The sequence below is a fragment of the Mycobacterium branderi genome (assembly GCF_010728725.1).
GTDB lineage: Bacteria > Actinomycetota > Actinomycetes > Mycobacteriales > Mycobacteriaceae > Mycobacterium > Mycobacterium branderi.
Window position 1 is genome coordinate 624,287 of sequence record NZ_AP022607.1, and the last position, 17,768, is coordinate 642,054.

A 17,768-nucleotide genomic window follows, 5' to 3' on the forward strand; every position below is an offset into this window, starting at 1 on the left:
GACAACCCAGAGAAAGTCCATCAGATTTTTCGGTGTGACTCGTGCGGCCGACCACCTGAAGACATCAGAAACAGACATTCGCCGGAGAGGAAAGAAACAGAAATGACAGACACCAAATCGTTGACAGAGGTGAACCGTTCGATCATTGATCGGTTCTATGCGGCGGGTCCGCGGGGCGACCTGGAGACCATGAGCGACTGCCTCGCAGATGATGTTGTCATCCACGAACCGCCCTACCTGCCCTTCGGCGGGGACTACCGCGGCAAGGAAGGACTATCGGCCATCTATTCCGCGGTCGCGCAATTGGCAGATGTCACGCAGTTCAAGGTCCACTACATTCTGGTCGACGGCGATCGGGCGGTCGCCTTCGGCGGATTTCCGGTCAACGACACCGGCAAGTTCACCCACTTCGCCGAAGAATCCCGGTTGGTCGACGGCAAGATCGCCGAGATTCGCCTCTACTACTACGACGCGCAGTCGCTGCTCGTTGCGTCCAACGCCGCCGGCGCCGATGATTCAGATGGCCACACCGGGCAAGCGCTCTAACAAGGACTGGTCCGGACAACTAGGCGTCCTAACGGCCAATAGACATGGCTCAGCCCAATTAGGCGGTACATTGAAGGCTGTTGCGAGCCTATGTATGTCCGGACCAACACGCACATTGTGATATCCTCCTTGTCGATGCCGACGGCGGCGTACTTGCGATACATCGAGAAGATTGTGATGGCTGAAGCCGGGCAAGCCGAGCACCGCTATCTGCAGGTCGCGCGGACCCTGCGGAAGGAAATCGTCGACGGTGTGTATCCGGTGGGATCGCAATTGCCCACCGAACACGAGCTGTGCAAGCGGTTTTCGGTCAGCCGTTACACAGTGCGGGAGGCGTTGCGCCGGCTGCGTGAGGACAATCTGGTCGCGTCGCGACCGCGCGCGGGCACCCTGGTGGTCCCCCGCGCCTCGTCGGATTCCTATGTGCAAGATGTCGTCTCAATCAACGACCTGCTGGCGTTTGCGAGCGGCACGCGATTCGCGATCGCATCCACCGGCATGGTGGTGATCGACGACGACCTGGCGAACCGGACCGGGCTGGCGAGCGGCGAGCAGTGGTTGGCGGTTCGGGGTTCACGCCAGGTGGAGGACCACGATGTTCCGCTATGCCGGGCCGAGTACTACATCAACCGGGCATTCGCCGGCGTGGGCAGGCTGTTGCAACGCCATAGCGGGCCGATCTTTCCGTTGATCGAAGATCTCTTCGGGCTCAGCATCGTCGAGGTCCGCCAGGAGATCGCGGCGGTGTCGGTCTCTGCGGAGCTGGCACGGGAACTCGGCGCGGAGCCGGGCGCACCGGCGCTGGAGGTCCACCGCACCTACATGACGTCCGACGGTGAGATCGCGCAGGTCACGATCAACACCCACCCCGCCTCCCGTTTCCGTCACTCGATGACGCTGCGACGCGTGCGCGGCTAGGGTCGGTCGGGCGGATGTCAGAGCACTTCAACGCAATCGGGCAGCGACCGATCCACGGGGATGAGGCGCGCGCGGCCGAAGCCTATGCCCGCGGTTGGTGGATCCGGGGCACCTTGGCCGACGCGCTGGCCGAGGCGGCCCGGCGCACGCCGCGGCGGGTCGTGGTGATCGATGGTGCCTACCGCCTGGACTGCCAGGGCCTTTATCAGCAAGCAACTGCGTTGGCGCAGGCGATGATGTCCCGCATGCCGAGGGGCAGCGTCGTGTCGTTCATGCTGCCCAACTGGTACGAGGCGACCGTCATATACCTTGCTGCCACAGTGGCCGGAATGGTGGCCAACCCGATCCTGCCGTCGCTGCGGGATCGCGAACTTCGCTTCATTCTCCAGGACGCGGGTAGCCGAATGATCTTCATCCCGCGCGATTTCGGCCGGCACGACTACGTGTCGATGTTGGATCGCGTGTGCTCCCAACTCGATTCGCCGCCGCAGGTTGTAGTGGTGCGCGGCGGCGGGGCCTCGCACACGCCGCTCGAGTCGCTGTTGACGCCGCAAATGGCCTCGATCGAGGTGCCGACGCTGGATCCGGACGCAGTGCGGATGATCCTCTACACGGCCGGCACCACTGGGCGCCCGAAAGGAGTTCTGCACACCCATAATTCGATTCACGCGTTGATCTGCCAGCTCCGCGAACACTGGCTGGTGCGGCCCCGCGACAGGTTTCTGGTGCCCTCGCCCATCGCGCACATCGGCGGCTCGATCTATGCGTTCGAATGCCCTTTGCTACTGGGCACGGCCGCGGTCCTGATGCAGCGCTGGGACGCCGATGACGCCGTCGAGCTGCTGCAGACCGAGCGCTGCACGCACCTGGCCGGGGCAACACCGTTCCTCGAGCAGTTGCTGGGCGCCGCCCAGCGTGCCGACACCCGATTGCCTGAGCTCAAGTTGTTCATCTGCGGTGGCGCATCGGTGTCACCGGTGCTGATCCGCAGGGCCACCGCCTATTTCGGGCGGCCGATCATCACCCGCGTGTACGGGTCGACCGAAGTGCCGGTCACGACGGTCGGCGCTCCGCTGGACGCCGACCATTCCGCCGACACCGACGGCCGCGCCGGCTTCGCCGAGATCACACTCCACGGCGGCGAGATCCGGGCCCGCGGGCCCCAGATGCTTGTCGGTTACCTGCATCCCGAGGACGAGGCCGAAGCGTTCGACGCCCACGGTTACTTCCGCACCGGCGATCTCGGCCATTGGGTGGACAACGAATATCTGGTCGTGACGGGGCGGATCAAGGACATCATCGTGCGTAACGGTGAAAACATCGCGCCCAAGGAGATCGAAGACATCCTCGCCGGCCATCCCGGGATCGCGCAGATCGCCATCGTCGGGCTGCCCGATACCCGCACGGGAGAGCGGGCCTGCGCGGTCGTCGTGCCCACCGATTTGCCCGGCCCCGACGCCGTCAGCCTGGGCGACTACCTGCGGGCCCATGGAATCGCGCGGTTCAAAGCGCCTGAGCAGGTGGTCATCTGGAACGATCTACCGCGCAACGACGCGGGCAAGGTGCTCAAGCACCAGATCAAGGCGACGTTGATGAAAGCGGGCGGCTGAGGTGCAGGTAGCGATCATCACCGGCGCCAGCGGCGGCATCGGCTTCGGCTGCGCGACCAAGCTCGCCGAGACGGGAATGGCGATCGTGGCGACCGGGCGAAATGAAACCGCGCTGGCCCAGTTAGCCGCGGCCGTCGGCGATCCTGGCCGTGTGGTCACGGTCCAAGCCGACCTCAACACACCGGATGCACCACGGCAGATCGTGCAGGCCGCCGTCGACCGATGGGGGCGCATCGACTTTCTGATCAATAACGCCGGGGTCGGCAGTCCCAAACCACTGCACGAAACCGATGACGAGACGCTGGATTACTTCCTCGGCGTGATGCTGCGAGCGCCGTTCCGGCTGGCGCGCGACGTACTGGCGCACATGCGACCCGGTTCAGCCATCATCAACATCACTTCGACGTTCGCGGTGGTGGGCGGACTTCGCGGTGGTGCTTATTCGGCCGCCAAGGGCGGGTTGACCGCGTTGACCACCCACATCGCCTGCCAGTACGGAGCGCAGGGGATCCGTTGCAACGCAGTGGCTCCGGGAGTCATTCAGACGGCGATGACCGAACAGCGCTTGCAGAACGAGCGATTTCGCCGGCTCAACCTGGAGATGACGCCCCATCAACGGCTGGGAACTGTCGACGATGTCGCGAGCACCGTCGCGTTTTTGTGCTCTCCTGCCGGTAGTTTCATCAACGGCCAGACGATCGTGGTGGACGGCGGATGGAGTTCGACGAAGTACATGTCGGACTTCGCGCTGACCTCCCGGTGGACCGCCCCCTGAGCTTTTGTGCCGCCCCGATCAAGCTTCGCTGCTAGTGCTGTGGGCGGGCGGAAGGGGGTCCTCGGCCGCAGCCGTCGCGACGTACAGGCAGAATTCGTTGCCCTCGGGATCGGCCATGCAACGCCAGGCAAACCCTTCGAGTTCATGAGTTTTGCCCGGCTCGATCCAGCGTCCGCCGAGCTCCTCGGTTCGCGCTGTCGGCCCATCCAGATCGTCGACCACGAGGTCGAAATGGGCGCGATTCTTGCCCACCTTCGCCTCGGGCACGCGTTGGAAGACCAACATCAGCCCTTCCCGATTCGGTGCGAGCGCCGTGTACTGACCATCACCGTAGCTGCGCAGCACTTCCACCCCTTGAAGATCGCAATAGAACTGCGTAAGGCGCTCGGGTACCTGGGTGTCGAGAACGATGTATGCGGGCACGTCCGTCTCCCTTTGGATCAACTCGGTGTGGAATCGCCGATGTGGCGACCGTACTGGTGTCGGCGCTTACTTGGTGTGTGGCGATATCCGCTGCCACGCTGTCGATTTCCGGCAACAGTGGGGTGACACGCACCGGTATCTGCGGGTGGCCGCAGCTTACTGAAATCGATGCCGCGGCAGGCGGACGAGCGGCGTTGCGCCCGGTTTTGTGAAGTCACTCGTACCGGCCTTTCTCCCAGCGCAGCCACGCTGTTCAACCATACGGAACAGATGTTCAGTCTTTTCTAGACGATAGCCGGGCGTTTGCGATTGTTCAAGATGCCCGCTGACGGCGCAGCACGGTCAAGCAGCGACGGGCCTGCTCGCGGCGTGGCGCGGCCGATGACCCGGGTTCGCATCGTTGTCAGTGGCCGCCGAGCTGACCGATGGTCCGGTGCCGTGCCGGAATCGCCGCGCGCGGTTCTGGTGACGCCGCCAAAAGCATCGGTGCAACAGTGGTTTTCGGCTACCGGACCGCTTTACGCACAATGACCGGAATCGGGCTGATCGAACCCTAACCCGTACTTCCCTTGACAGAACTACCGGTAGATAATAATGCTCTATACATACTGCACGTAAATGTGCGATATTGGCACGATCGCGACCGGGGGCCGGATGCCGGGAAGACCAAGCGGCGGCGAAGTACCCGAGGCGATGCAGCGATCTGCCGCGTCGGCCCGGTTACCCCGGGACCACTCCGATACCCACGTGCGCAACCCGGGGGTGTCCGCTGGCCCGCTCGAGGCGATCATCGCCGGCACCGAATGACCCACCGTGTACCAGCCAGGGGAGATTGGCTTATGGGCGATGCGATCCAACCGTTCCGCATCAGGTTTTCCGACGCCGACCGGGCGGACCTACGGGATCGCCTGCGGCGCACACGCTGGCCCGAAGCTGAAACGGTCGACGATTGGTCCCAGGGCATCCCGTTGGCAGTGGTGCAGGAACTGTGTTCCTACTGGGCCGATGAATATGATTGGCAGGCAACCGAGGACCGACTCAACGATTTGGGACAATTCCGCACCGAAATCGACGGGTTGGGTGTTCATTTCCTGCATGTCCGCTCCCCCCACCCAGATGCCCTGCCACTGATCATCACCCATGGGTGGCCGGGCTCGGTCATCGAATTCCTCAAAGTGGTCGGCCCGCTCACCGATCCCCCTGCCCACGGTGGGGATGCCGCCGATGCATTCCATGTTGTCTGTCCGTCGCTGCCCGGATATGGGTTCAGCGACAAGCCTTCCCGTACCGGATGGGGGGTTGAGCGTATCGCAGATGCCTGGGCGGTGTTGATGGCCCGGCTGGGCTACCACCGCTACGGGGCGCAGGGCGGAGACTGGGGGTCGGCCGTGACCACCTGCCTCGGACAGCGCGACCCCGAGCACGTGGCGGGGATCCATCTCAACCTGGTCCTGGCCGGCCCGGATGAATCAATGCTCAGCGAACTCACGAGTGAGGAGCAGGCGATGCTGGCAACCATCTCCCACCATCAGCAGTGGGGAGCGGGTTACTCGACCCAGCAGTCGACCCGGCCGCAGACACTCGGCTACGGCCTGGTGGATTCGCCTGCAGCACAGTGCGCCTGGATCGCCGAGAAGTTCTGGGCATGGGTCGACTGCGATGGTGACCTGTTCAGCGTGCTGAGCCGAGATGAATTGCTGGACAACGTGATGTTCTACTGGGTGCCCGCGGCAGGCGCCTCATCGGCGCGACTGTACTGGGAAAGCCTGCGCCGAGTGAACGAGGACCCGGTGACCGTGCCCGTCGGCTGCTCGCAATTTCCCAAGGAGGTCTATCGGGCGTCTCGGCGGTGGGCCGAGAAGCGGTTCCCGGACTTGCGCTGGTGGAACGAGCTCGGCAAAGGCGGCCACTTCGCGGCCTTCGAGCAGCCAACCCTCTTCATCGACGAGGTGCGTTCGTTCTTTCGCACCGTGCGGTAGGCGGCGAGCAAAGGCAAACCACAGTGGCCCGGAAAGGACTGGGGTATGACAGATTTCGACAACACTGACTATTTCACCGACCCCGCGGTCGTCGAGAACCCCTACCCCTACTTCGAACACCTGCGGAAAGCGTGCCCGGCCTTCCGGGAGCCGCACCACGGCGTAGTGGCAGTGACCGGATACGACGACGTGGCCGCGGTCTACCGTGACACCGAGACATTTTCTTCGGTCAACTCGGCAGCCGGCCCTTTCTCGACGCTGCCCTTCGCGCCCGAGGGTGACGACATCTCCGAGCTGATCGAAGCCCATCGCGACCAGTTTCTTTGGCATGAGTACCTTCCCTGCTTCGACCCGCCGCAGCACACCCAACACCGCGCCGTCCTCAATGGACTATTTACGCCCAAGCGGCTTAAGGAGAATGAGGAGTTCATGTGGCGCTGGGCGGACCGCCTGCTCGACGAGTTCATCGCCGACGGCCGCTGCGATTTCGTCCAGGCCTACGGCCGCCCATTCCCCCTGCTGGTCATCGCCGATCTTCTCGGCGTGCCCGAAGCCGACCACGCGATGTTTCGCCGGTTGTTCGCCGCCGACGTTTCACGCGAGGGGGAAGGCGGTGTGATCGCGGTTGAACCGCCCTCGACCGACCTCGACGAGCGATTCAGTGCCTATATCGAAGAGCGCCGCCGAGAACCGCGAAACGACATGCTCACCGAGTTAGCGACGGCGACCTTCCCCGACGGCTCGACCCCGGCGATCAGCGACATCGTGCATTTGGCCACCTTTTTGTTCATCGCCGGTCACGAGACCACCACGCGGCTGCTCGCCAGTTCCTTGCAACTTCTGGCCGAGCAGCCACAGCTGCAAGACACGCTGCATGACGATCGTGCGCGCATACCCAACTTTGTCGAAGAGATGTTGCGCATCGAAAGCCCGATCAAAAGCGACTTCCGACTCACCCGCGTCGCCACCGAGATCGGCGGCGTCGAGCTCCCACCGGGGACGACCGTGATGCTGTTGCCCGGGGCCGCCAATCGGGATCCCGGCCGGTTCGAATGCCCGGCGGAGTTTCGGGCTGATCGCCCCAACGCCCGCCAGCACCTGGCATTCGGCCGCGGGGTGCACAGCTGTCCGGGCGGCCCGCTGGCGCGCATCGAGGGCAGGGTCAGCCTGGAACGCATCCTCGACCGGATGGCCGACATCCAGATTTCCGAAGCACATCACGGGCCGGCCGACAACCGCCATTTCGACTACTTCCCGGGCTACATGCTTCGCGGGCTAGCGGCGCTGCACCTGGAGTTCACCCCGCGGGAGCGGCCATGAGCGGCTCGGATTCGGTTGCGTCCCACGCTATTCAGACCTGGCTCGACAAGAACGCGCTCACCGAGCTCGTCGCAGTGCTGTCTTCTGCGGTCGACCGGGGCGACAAGGAACTGATCGCATCGTGCTACGCCGAGAAGTCCTATGACGACCACGGCGCCTTCAAGGGTTCCGGCCGCGAGTTCGCCGACTGGGTCACCACGGTAATACCGCTTTCCGGCCCGGTACGGATTCATCACCTGCTGGGCCAGTCGGTGTTCGATGTTCACGGTGACGAGGCCTGGGGCGAAACGTTTTTCATCTTTCACTCGGTCAACGACTCCGACACCCAACACGGATTCGGCCGCTACATCGACTACTTCGAGCGGATCGGCTCCGTGTGGAAGCTCAAGTATCGTCGCGTCGTGCCCGACCGTACGCCCGAGGGAGACGACATCGGCACGTACTGCGCCAGCAGCCGCGACCGTGCTGACCCCGTCTACGACCGCAGCCGCTGGCCCACCCTCACCTGAATCAGCCAACGTTTCGAAAAGGCGACGGCTACTCGCGTCGCGGACTAAACGGCCTGCCGGGGCATCTCGAACTGGCCGTCATTCGGTGACGGACAAAGCGAACTCCGGACACGCTGCGGCACCGCGCTCGGCCTGCGCCTCGAGGCCCGCCGGCACTTCGGTCACCTCTGCCAGCGAGCAATGGCCGGTCTCGTCGAGAGGGTAAAAGTCCGGCCCGTTTGCCGCGCACTGCGCGTGGCCCTGACATTTTTTCTCGTCAAACGTGATCCGCATGCCTGTCCGGTCCTAATCGTTTAGTAGGGATGGATTGCTGGTCGTGGTGGCGACCAGGGTCTGTTTCCTGGTTGGTCTGCTGTCAGGTGATGCCTGGTTTGTCCCGACGCTCGACGTCTAGAGAAAGAACGGCGCGCCTGGCGGCAGATCACCTCCGGTGGTGGTGGGATGCCGTTGCCCGAGCCCACCGCAGGGTTGACCTCCCGACTGTGTTTCCCGAGCCTTGAGCTCTTCGATAGAACGAGGTCCTGCGGTGAGCTGGAGTCACGGACGGCTAGTGAGATGACGGACCTAAGAGTCCCGCGATTAGGGCGCCGCGTGAGTCCACCGGTGACGGCATAACCATCGATCGAAGGAGTGATGACACCTTGGGCTTGTTTTGTGGAATTGATTGGGCCACTGAACATCACGATGTCGCCGTCATCGACGACGACGGGCGTGTGGTGGCCCGCGGACGGGTCAGCAATGATGCGGCCGGGTTCGCGGCTCTGTTGACGCTGCTGGCTGAGGCCGGTGACAGCGCCGCGCATCCAATCCCGGTGGGGATCGAAACCGATCGCGGACTGTGGGTGGCCGCGCTGCGCGAAACCGGCCGGGTGATCTACCCGATCAACCCACTGGCGGCCTCGCGGTACCGGGCACGGCATGCAGTGTCGGGGGCCAAATCCGATGCCACCGATGCGGTGCTGCTGGCCAATATCGTGCGCACCGATGCCGCCGCGCACCGACCGCTGCCCGCCGACACCGAGCTGGCCCAAGCCATCCGGGTGCTCGCCCGCGCCCAGCAAGATGCGGTTTGGGCGCGTCAGCAGATCGGCAACCAGATCCGCGACCTGCTCAAAGACTTCTACCCGGCCGCCATCGCCGCGTTCGCCGGGCTGCCCGAGGGTGGACTGGCCCGCGCCGACGCCCGCACCATCTTGGCCGCTGCGCCGACCCCAACGCAGGCGGCGACGCTGACTCCCGCCCGGCTGCGCCGACTGCTGACCAAAGCTGGCCGCCGACGCCATCTCGACCGCGATATCGAGCGGTTGCGCGCCGTGTTCACCGACACCTACCTGCACCAACCGCCGGCCGTGGAAAACGCGATGGGCATCCAACTGGCGGCGTTGTTGCGCCAACTCGAGGCCGCCTGCACCGCGGCCGACGAGCTGGCCGAGGCGGCGATCGCCCATTTTGAGCAACACCCGGACGCCAAGATCATCACCAGCTTCCCCGGCCTGGGGATGTTGGCCGGCGCCGGTGCTCGCCGAGATCGGCGATGACCGAACCCGCTTCGCTGAGGCCCGCGGACTCAAAGCCTTCGCCGGATCCGCCCCATCACCCGCGCCAGCGGCAAGAAAACCGTTGTCCTGCACCGCCACATCAAGAACCGGCGACTGGCCGCCGTCGGCCCGATCTGGGCACTGGGATCGCTGCGCGCCTCGCCGGGCGCGCGTCGCCACTACGATGCCCGCCGCGCCGCCGGAGACTGGAACCACCAAGCCCAACGGCACCTGTTCAACAAGTTTCTCGGCCAACTCCACCACTGCCTGCAGACCGGCCGGCTCTACAACGAACACCTGGCGTTTCCACCTCCTCTCTCGCTCGTGGCTTGACTCTTAACTTCGTGAGATGTCTTTCTCATAGTCCAGCGAACAGCTCGGGCAAATACGACGCCAAGCAACGAGGCAAGCTGGCTATTGAAATATCATTATGCCTAATGTGTGGACACTGTGTCCAGATCGTGGTGGCCGGCCGACGACACCGCCCCGGACGAGCCGGACGCGATCAACCCCAGCTTACGGCGCGCTGCCCGAGACGATGCGGCGCAAATCGACCGAACCGCCCCGCTGGCAAGGGGGGTGTTCAGTTGAGTAGAACAGTTGTTTCATCTCGCCCGACTTGCTAGCGTCGGCCTAGGCGGTCGCACTGTCAGGGGGGTGCCGCAGGGAAGGAGCCACGGTTTGCCCAAGCGCTACCGCAGCACGCGACAGCCGGTGCGCGTCCACGGATCAGTGCTCCCGGTTTGCAGGCGGTTGCGCGGCCCACAGCATCGGCAAACTCGCACGCTACGTCGCCAATCGGGATCTGCGTTTGATCGCCCTGCCGACGGGCCTGTTCGTTACGTCGGGGCCGGTGGACAATGACACCGTCCGGATTCCGCCCGTTTGCGGTCGCCTCGGTCTCCCTTGGCCTCTACCTCGAAGACCTCGATCCTCCTGCCGCCTTGGAAGAACTTCTGCTGCAAGCCAAGATCGCCGAGGACTCCGGATTCGACGGCATCACACTCAGTGAGCACCACGGGGCGTTCGAGGGGTATTTGCCGACTCCCGTTCTGGGCACGTCGTGGATCCTGGAGCATGTTGATAAGGCGTGGGCGGCGCCGTGCCCACTGATCTTGCCGCTGCGCCCACTGAACCTGATGCTGGAAGAGATCGGGTGGCTGGCCAGCCGCCATCCCGGCCGGGTCGGCGTCGGTTTGGCCCCCGGATTCGCGGCCGACGACTTCCTGTTGGTCCATGCATCGCATGAAACTCGTCGCGCCGATTTCTACCGCAACCTCGGTCCCGCAGTGCAGGCCCTTCGTGGCGCGGCGACAGGGCCACTCGGTGATGATCCGGCAGTGAAGCGCTGCGCCGCCCATCCGGTACCGGTGGTCGGTGCTGTTGCCGGTCCGGTGGCCGCCGCCAAGGCGGCGAAAGCCGGCGCCGGGATGCTTATCGCGACCTTCAGGAGTCCCGACCAAGCGCGCGAATTGTCGGCCATCTATAGGGATAAGGGCGGCACCGGGCCACGGGTGCTGGTGCGGCGCTGTTGGCTGGGAGAACGTCCTGCCCGTCCTGGAGCCGAGCCGGCGCCTTCGCGGGAAGGCCGGCGCTCGGCTCCGCGCGCCTGGGAGAACGGCGACAGAACCGACATGGTGACCGCCGCCAGCGCAGACGAAATGGCGCAACGGCTCTGCGACCGATTGACCGAAAGTGATGTCACGGCACTCAACATCCGACTACAACTGCCGGGAAGCACACCCCGCGCGACCCGAGAACAAATCGAACGATTCGGCGCCGAAGTCCTTCCCGGACTGCGGCGCCTTATCGGCAAGGCCACCCACCAACCAACCTGAGGTGCTAAGACCTCACTGCAACCGCCCACCTTGGATGCCTATATGGATAACTGGCCGAAATTCACCGACTTACCTCAGGTCGAAGGGACGTCGGAGCGTCACTGCTGGGGTGTCTTCGGTGCTGACGACGAGCTCGGATGCCTGAATTTCATCACTGCGGACAAGACTGCCGCCGCATGCCGCAGCGTCGAAGCGGGCGTCTCCATCAACCTGAATCTGCCGTTGACGGAGCCGGCCACCGTATTCTGGTCGAAGCGCAATGCCCTCGTCCACCATGAAGTTCTCAAGCGGAACAGTCGCGATGACTATCTGGACAGCTTCTATTTGCAGGGCAGTACCCAGTGGGATGGGTTACGGCACCAGCGTTTTCGTCAGTTCGGTTACTACGGCGGCCGGCAGGAGGACGACCTGGACGACACCGGTGCGCTGGGGATCGACCGCTGGGCCCGCCGCGGCATACACACCCGCGGTGTTCTCCTCGACGTGCCGAGATACTGGCAGCGTCAACACGGCGAATCATTCCCGCCGAATCGCCGGACAGCCATCAGTGCAGAACTGATGTCGGCCATCGCCGCCGACGAAGGTGTGACCATCGAAGCAGGCGACATTGTGCTGGTGCGCACCGGCTGGCTGCCCTGGTACTTGTCTTGCGACGAAGCCTCCCTCGATGCGATGGTGGCCGCCTTCCGCGAAGACCGCACGACGTTGCAGCTGCCCGGCATCGATGCCCGCGTCGAAACCGCTTCCTGGTTGTGGGACAACAGGATCGCGGCCGTAGCGGCTGATAACCCGACCCTGGAGGCACTGCCGTACGATCCCTCGGCCGGCTGGGCTCATCACCGACTTCTGGTGCTTCTGGGACTACCACTGGGCGAGTTGTGGGCACTTGATGAGCTCGCAGCACATTGCGCAGACCAGCACAGGTACTCGTTCCTGCTGGCCTCCTCTCCGTTGAACCTGCCGAAGGGCTGCGCCTCGCCGGCCAACGCCTATGCGATCTTCTAAACGGGGGCATGCGGCGGTGTTCACCGAGGAGTTCGACGGAACAGACCCGATGCAATGCGACGAGGAACTGCTTCGCGGCTTCGAAACACGCGCGAAGATTCTCGGTGGCCGCTGGTTCAGCGACATGACGCCGCCGGAGGCCCGTCAGGCCTTCACCCGGCTGTCGGGTGTGTACCGGGACGATCCGTACACGAAGCGAGACGTAGCGGCTGTCACCGACGAAGTGGTGCAATTCGACGGTGAGCCGGTGACGCTGCGAATCTACCGGCCGCACACCGGAATTGAAGTCCCTGTCGTGGTGTATTTCCACGGTGGCGGCTGGGTGTTCGGGGACATCGACTCATTCGATGAGACCGCGCGCTTGATATGCGATGAGTGCAGTGTGGTCGTCGTGAGCGTGGACTATCCCCTGGCGCCGGAGCATCGGTTTCCGGCGCCGTTTCTCAGCTGCATCGAAGCCGTGCTGTGGGTTAAACGCAACATCGCGGCCCACGGCGGCGACCCGCGCGCCGTCACGGTGATGGGAGACTCTGCGGGAGGAAATCTGGCGGCCGCCACCGCCCTCGAGTGCACTCGCCGCGACATCGATCTTGTCGGCCAGGTGATCTTGTATGCCCCTCTGGTGCATATCGAGTTCGCCAAGGAGGCGGGGCTGCGCGAGTGGCAGGAACGCGACCAACGGTTCGGACCGACATTGACGGCGACGTCGTGGTATTGGGGCAACTACGTTGAGACACCGGAAGTGGCCCGGCATCCGCGGGCGTCGGTCCTGCTGGAATCCGATGTGCGCGATGCGCCCCCGGCTCTGATTGCGGCCGGGGTGCTCGACACGTTCTGCGAGGAAAGCGTCGCTTACGGCCATCGCCTCGCCGACAGCGGCGTGAAAGTATCGATCAGGTGCTACCACCGCCTGACGCACGGCTACATCTCGCACGGCTGGATGCCCGAAGGCCACCGAAGTCAGCGCGCGCACGACGCGGCGATGGACACCCTCCGGAAAGTCAAGCAGCTGGCCTACAGCCGGGCCCGGGCATAAACGGGTTTACGCTTCGGGCACGCCGGCTTCATTCGACGAGGTGAGCGAGTCGAAGTCGACCTCGGTCACCGCCTCGCGGTCGCCGATCCGGAATCCGCGATAGTCATCGGCCGCGATGGCGTCGCACATCTCGCGGAACCGTCCGAGACCGCCGACGTAGGGCATGAACATCCGTGGCTTGCCCTCGATGTTGGCTCCCACATACCACGACGATGCGAGTGGATAGAGAGTCTGCGCGGCCACTTTGGCGACATGGTCGGTCCACGCCGCTTCGGCCTCGCCGGTGGTTTCGATGGTCTGCTCACCGGAGCGCTCCAGACGCTGAATGCAATCGGCTGTCCAATCGACGTGCTGCTCGATCGCAACGGGCATGTTGGTCAGTACCGACGGGCTGCCCGGACCGGTGATCATGAACAAATTGGGAAATCCCGCCGTTGCTATCCCGAGATAGGTCACCGGCCCGTTCGCCCACTTCTCCCTGAGGCTGACCCCGTTTCTGCCCACGGGGTTGAGCTTGAGCAGGCTACCGGTGATGGCATCGAATCCGGTAGCGAAAACAATGACATCTAGCGGTATCTCGTCCTCGCTTGTCCGAATGCCGTTGTCGCAGAACCGCACGATGGGAGTCTTGCGGATATCCACCAGCGTCACATTCTCGCGGTTGAACGTCTGGTAGTAGCCGCTGTCCATCGGGATGCGTTTCGTTCCGATCGGATAAGAGGTCGGCATCAGCGCTTCGGCGACCGATGGGTCAGCGACGATCTCGCGGATCTTGTCCCGCACGAAATTCGCCGCGGTCTCGTTCGCTGCCCAGTCGACAAAGATGTCGTTGAATGAGCCGAGAAACCTTCCCCCGCCGCGCGCCCACGCGGCTTCATACACGCGTCGACGCTCCTCCCCGGACACCTCCAGGGCTGACCGATCCCCCAAGACGTAGGGAGTCCCGGCGTTGGACTGCCGGCACTGGCGTCTGATCTCGCGGTAGTTTGCCTTGAGATCGCGGACCATCGCCGGATCAAGGGCATAGTTGTTCGCCGGCAGCGTGTACTGTGCAGTGCGCTGGAATACCGTCAAATGCGCCGCCTGCTTTGCTATCTCGGGTATGGCCTGGATGCCGGAAGAGCCCGTGCCGATGACTCCCACGCGTTTCCCGGCGAGGTCGACACCGTCTTCCGGCCACTCACTGGTGTAGTAGATCTCGCCGCCGAACTCCTCCATTCCATCGAACTTCGGTTTGTTGGCGGTGGACAGACAACCAACGGCGGCAACGAGATAACGTGCTGTAACGCTTTGCCCCTCCTCTGTGCGGATGCACCAGTTTTTCGCAGCGTCGTCCCAGGTGGCTCCCGCGATGGTGGTATTGAATTGGATATCTTTGCGCAAGTCGAAACGGTCAGCCACGTGCTTGAGATATGCGAGGTTGGTCGGCTGGCTCGGGTAGCGCTCCTTCAGCGGCCACTCCTGTTCCAACTCCTCGGAGAAGGAATACGAGTAGTACATGCTCTCCGAGTCGCACCGGGCACCGGGGTAGCGGTTCCAGAACCAGACACCGCCCACCTCGGGTGCCATCTCATACACCCGGGCCCGCAGGCCGAGCTCACGCGCCCGGTAGAGCATGTACAAGCCCGAAAAGCCGGCTCCCACGATGACGACGTCAAAGAGTTCGACGGCATTCCCCGAGCGGCCCTGCACAGCGTGAGTCATCTTCGAACGCTCCTTCACCCCTGCATCACACCTATTTGATCGCAACCGGATTGAGCGGAGAACCCACCGCACCGGTGATCAACAGAGGGTGCGCCACCAACATGAATTCGTATACGCCGTCGTCGGCGCAGTCCCGGCCGAGGCTTTCGAGGTTCCACATCTCCCCCAGCAGCAATCCCATATCACGCAGAGCCAGCATGTGGAAGGGCAGGATGACGCCCGGGAATTCTGTTGCGCTGGTCTCCACCGCGATGTTGTCGGAGGCCACGGCTGCGACATCGCGCTCGTGCAGCCACTCGGCGCAGCGCCAACTGAGACCCGGCGACGAGGGGCCCCATGTCGGACCCTCACGCGTCTGCAGGTAGCGCGCCCACCACCCGGTTCGCACGATGACGATATCGCCGGCGCCGACTTGCACCCCCTGCGCCGCAGCGGTCGCCTCGAGGTCCTCGGGGGCGATGATCGCTTTGGGCTCAAGGTGTTCCACGCCAGCGTGGCGAGCGATGTCGAGAAGTACACCGCGTCCTGTCACCATGGCCGCCGCGGCGACTTTGTCGATTCCGTTGCAGGTGGCCCCAAAGCTGGTGACCGTATCCGAACGGTAGCCGTTGTAGAGCCGGTCCTCGTAGTACACGTGCGCCAAAGCATCCCATTGAGTGGCGGCCTGCAGTGGCATCATGATGTAGTCATCGTTGAAGCGCATTGGCCCGCGCCAGATTTCGCTGATCCGTTGTTCGGCTTCGCCACCCCAGTCGCCGAGCCGCTCAGTCATCTCACGATCGCCGCCGTCAACCGACATCAGGTGGATTGGGTTGCGGCGGAACCCATGTGCCCCGAATGGGCCGTACGCATCGATCGGAATGCTCAGCGAAAACGTCTGCCCTTTGCGCACAAGGGCGGCGGCGCGGGCGATGGCGGCTGGCGTGATGTGGTTGAGCGTTCCCAGTTCGTCCGCATCGCCCCACCTGCCCCAGTTGGAAACCTTGCGCGCCGCGGCGCGCAGTTCCGCCGGCACCGCCACATCGTTGCCGGGTGCCGGTCCGGGCCCACCGCTAGCTGTCATGGTCTGCCGCCAGTTGTGCTATCTCGCCGGCCGCGATGGCGCCGCCATCGCTCCAAATCGTTTGGCCGTTCACATAGCTGGCCCAATCGCTGTTGAGGAAGAGCAGAACCCTGGCCTGTTCGTCTGCAGTCGCTCTACGGCCGAGTGGCTCGACTGCGTCGTCGAGCCGCTGCCATCCATGCGCTTTGGCGACATCCTGCAGCATCGGGGTGTCGGTGACGCCCGGGGCCAGCGCATTGATGCGTACGCCCCGCTTGCCAAGACACCAGCACCGCGCCATCGTGTAGAGAATCACCGCCTCCTTGGACAGCCGGTATCCGCCGTACTCCCGGATGTAGGAGGCATGCTCGGTTACCCACCTGTCTCCACCGAGGAAACCCGCCGACTGGACCAGACCCAGAACTTGTTCGCTGTTGTCTCGGTAGCCCCGCCCGGCCGCCGACGCCGTACTCACGATTGCGCCGCCGCTGGGGATCCGGGGCTCGACGTTTTCGACAAGCTCGCGCAGGCCAAGGAAATTCACCTTGATCACCGTCGTCGGGTCGGCAGCTCCGCTCGACAACCCGGCGCAGTTGAATAGGGCGAAGACCTCGGTCGGCAATGATGTGACGGCAGACTGGATCGATTCCGGATCGGCGAGATCAACGGTGACAAACTGGCGCATCGGGCAGTGTGGCCGCTTGCGGTCCAGGCCTACGACCCAGGCGCCCGCCTCGGTGAGTGTTCGGCCCACCGCCGAGCCGATACCTGAGGCACATCCCGTCACAACGACCGGTCGGTCCTTGTAGTGATCCAGCACAGCCGAGCTGCTCGTCGCCATCATGTATTTTGTGGCCCACTGCTATCCGGTGTGGTCCGGGCGGTGGAGCCGGAACCTTTGCGTCCGAGTATTTTTCGCAATATCCGCTGGACGGTTATGCGCAGCAGCAGTCGCAACCCGCCGATCGGTTTCGGGGTCGCCGCCGCGTGCCGGGCCTTCGGTTGCTCATCGTCGGCAGCGTCGGCGCCGCTGCTCTCATGGCGCTCACGAACCGCATTGGCGAATTGCCTGATGATGTCTCGGGCAACTTCCTCAGCCATGTCCTGGCCGTAATCGGCCACCATGCCGGTCACCTGTGCCTCACAGAGGACGTCCAGGGTTGACTCGCCGCCGGTCCCGGCCACATTCAGTGTCAGCTCGCCGCCGACGGTTCCCTCTCCCGACGTCTCTGTTCCGGCCGCCTCGTAGGTCACGGTGCGCTTGGCCGCATCCACATGGGTGCTGCGGACCGTGCCTTCATACCGGTATCTGATCGGACCGAAAGCGATGACAATCTGGCCTTTTCGCACCCCGTCGGCGCCACCCTCGTCAGGATGCAGTATCGCTCCGGGCACGCAGGGCACCACGGCGTCGAGATCGGTGAGAAGCGCAAACAGATCTTGTGGTGACAAAGGAGTGTCCACGCGATCCTTGATGATCATCTTCTCGCTCATGGTCTGCTCCTGTCTGGTGGTCTGCACCGCA

17 protein-coding genes and 1 pseudogene are annotated in these 17,768 nt (G+C 64.0%); 12 read left to right on the forward strand and 6 right to left on the reverse strand.

Features of this window, described 5'->3' with window-relative positions:
- The first annotated feature begins 102 nt into the window (after positions 1–102).
- From G6N47_RS28015 to G6N47_RS28030, 4 genes are all read left to right on the forward strand, one after another.
- Entirely contained in the window at positions 103–546 is a 444-nt protein-coding gene (locus tag G6N47_RS28015) for a nuclear transport factor 2 family protein (RefSeq protein ID WP_163659945.1), read from the forward strand.
- Positions 547–723: 177 nt separating this feature from the next.
- Positions 724–1,464 (forward strand): GntR family transcriptional regulator, encoded by a 741-nt coding sequence (locus G6N47_RS28020; protein WP_083133801.1) that lies wholly within the window; start codon positions 724–726, stop codon positions 1,462–1,464.
- 14 nt (positions 1,465–1,478) lie between these two features.
- Entirely contained in the window at positions 1,479–3,074 is a 1,596-nt protein-coding gene (locus tag G6N47_RS28025) for an AMP-binding protein (RefSeq protein ID WP_083133781.1), read from the forward strand.
- 1 nt (position 3,075) lies between these two features.
- Positions 3,076–3,849 carry an SDR family NAD(P)-dependent oxidoreductase gene (locus tag G6N47_RS28030; RefSeq protein WP_083133782.1) on the forward strand — a complete coding sequence of 258 codons (774 nt, stop codon included), beginning with the start codon at positions 3,076–3,078 and terminating at the stop codon, positions 3,847–3,849.
- 18 nt (positions 3,850–3,867) lie between these two features.
- Here G6N47_RS28030 and G6N47_RS28035 read toward each other — a convergent pair whose 3' ends face one another.
- On the reverse strand, positions 3,868–4,272 hold the full coding sequence (locus tag G6N47_RS28035) for a VOC family protein (protein WP_083133783.1): 405 nt from the start codon (positions 4,270–4,272) through the stop codon (positions 3,868–3,870).
- A 618-nt stretch (positions 4,273–4,890) separates the two neighbouring features.
- Between G6N47_RS28035 and G6N47_RS28040 the strand changes: the two genes are divergently transcribed.
- The 4 genes from G6N47_RS28040 to G6N47_RS28055 are packed head-to-tail and all read left to right on the forward strand — an operon-like array spanning position 4,891 to position 8,080.
- Positions 4,891–5,079 (forward strand): hypothetical protein, encoded by a 189-nt coding sequence (locus G6N47_RS28040; RefSeq protein WP_139799668.1) that lies wholly within the window; start codon positions 4,891–4,893, stop codon positions 5,077–5,079.
- Between the two features lie 32 nt (positions 5,080–5,111).
- On the forward strand, positions 5,112–6,251 hold the full coding sequence (locus G6N47_RS28045) for an epoxide hydrolase family protein (RefSeq protein ID WP_083133784.1): 1,140 nt from the start codon (positions 5,112–5,114) through the stop codon (positions 6,249–6,251).
- 45 nt (positions 6,252–6,296) lie between these two features.
- Positions 6,297–7,571: a cytochrome P450 gene (locus tag G6N47_RS28050; RefSeq protein WP_083133785.1), complete on the forward strand. Its 1,275-nt coding sequence runs from the start codon at positions 6,297–6,299 to the stop codon at positions 7,569–7,571.
- Positions 7,568–8,080: a nuclear transport factor 2 family protein gene (locus G6N47_RS28055; protein ID WP_083133786.1), complete on the forward strand. Its 513-nt coding sequence runs from the start codon at positions 7,568–7,570 to the stop codon at positions 8,078–8,080. Before G6N47_RS28050 ends, G6N47_RS28055 begins: the two co-directional genes overlap by 4 nt.
- Positions 8,081–8,158: 78 nt before the next feature.
- On the opposite strand, the gene G6N47_RS28060 is transcribed toward G6N47_RS28055, so the two are convergent.
- On the reverse strand, positions 8,159–8,353 hold the full coding sequence (locus G6N47_RS28060; protein ID WP_083133787.1) for a ferredoxin: 195 nt from the start codon (positions 8,351–8,353) through the stop codon (positions 8,159–8,161).
- Between the two features lie 368 nt (positions 8,354–8,721).
- Between G6N47_RS28060 and G6N47_RS28065 the strand changes: the two are divergent.
- The 4 genes and pseudogenes from G6N47_RS28065 to G6N47_RS28080 all read left to right on the forward strand — a co-directional run bounded on the left by G6N47_RS28065 (position 8,722) and on the right by G6N47_RS28080 (position 13,497).
- Positions 8,722–9,951 (forward strand): annotated as a pseudogene (locus G6N47_RS28065) (IS110 family RNA-guided transposase).
- A gap of 527 nt (positions 9,952–10,478) precedes the next feature.
- Positions 10,479–11,456, forward strand: a complete 978-nt coding sequence (locus tag G6N47_RS28070) for an LLM class flavin-dependent oxidoreductase (RefSeq protein ID WP_083130548.1) — start codon at positions 10,479–10,481, stop codon at positions 11,454–11,456.
- A 42-nt stretch (positions 11,457–11,498) separates the two neighbouring features.
- Positions 11,499–12,461, forward strand: coding sequence for a cyclase family protein (locus G6N47_RS28075; protein WP_083130549.1), 963 nt, complete (start codon positions 11,499–11,501; stop codon positions 12,459–12,461).
- Positions 12,448–13,497, forward strand: coding sequence for an alpha/beta hydrolase (locus G6N47_RS28080; protein ID WP_083130550.1), 1,050 nt, complete (start codon positions 12,448–12,450; stop codon positions 13,495–13,497). Before G6N47_RS28075 ends, G6N47_RS28080 begins: the two co-directional genes overlap by 14 nt.
- Before the next feature lie 6 nt (positions 13,498–13,503).
- Here the strand turns inward: G6N47_RS28080 and G6N47_RS28085 are convergent, their stop codons facing one another.
- From G6N47_RS28085 to G6N47_RS28100, 4 genes are read right to left on the reverse strand one after another with little or no spacing between them, the layout of a single operon-like run.
- Positions 13,504–15,201 carry a flavin-containing monooxygenase gene (locus tag G6N47_RS28085; RefSeq protein ID WP_083130551.1) on the reverse strand — a complete coding sequence of 566 codons (1,698 nt, stop codon included), beginning with the start codon at positions 15,199–15,201 and terminating at the stop codon, positions 13,504–13,506.
- 31 nt (positions 15,202–15,232) lie between these two features.
- Positions 15,233–16,264: a cyclase family protein gene (locus G6N47_RS28090; RefSeq protein WP_083130552.1), complete on the reverse strand. Its 1,032-nt coding sequence runs from the start codon at positions 16,262–16,264 to the stop codon at positions 15,233–15,235.
- Positions 16,254–17,084 carry a coniferyl-alcohol dehydrogenase gene (locus tag G6N47_RS28095; protein ID WP_083130864.1) on the reverse strand — a complete coding sequence of 277 codons (831 nt, stop codon included), beginning with the start codon at positions 17,082–17,084 and terminating at the stop codon, positions 16,254–16,256. The genes G6N47_RS28090 and G6N47_RS28095 overlap by 11 nt, the downstream gene beginning before the upstream one ends.
- Positions 17,084–17,737: an SRPBCC domain-containing protein gene (locus tag G6N47_RS28100; protein WP_163659947.1), complete on the reverse strand. Its 654-nt coding sequence runs from the start codon at positions 17,735–17,737 to the stop codon at positions 17,084–17,086. The genes G6N47_RS28095 and G6N47_RS28100 overlap by 1 nt, the downstream gene beginning before the upstream one ends.
- Positions 17,738–17,768 lie beyond the last annotated feature (31 nt).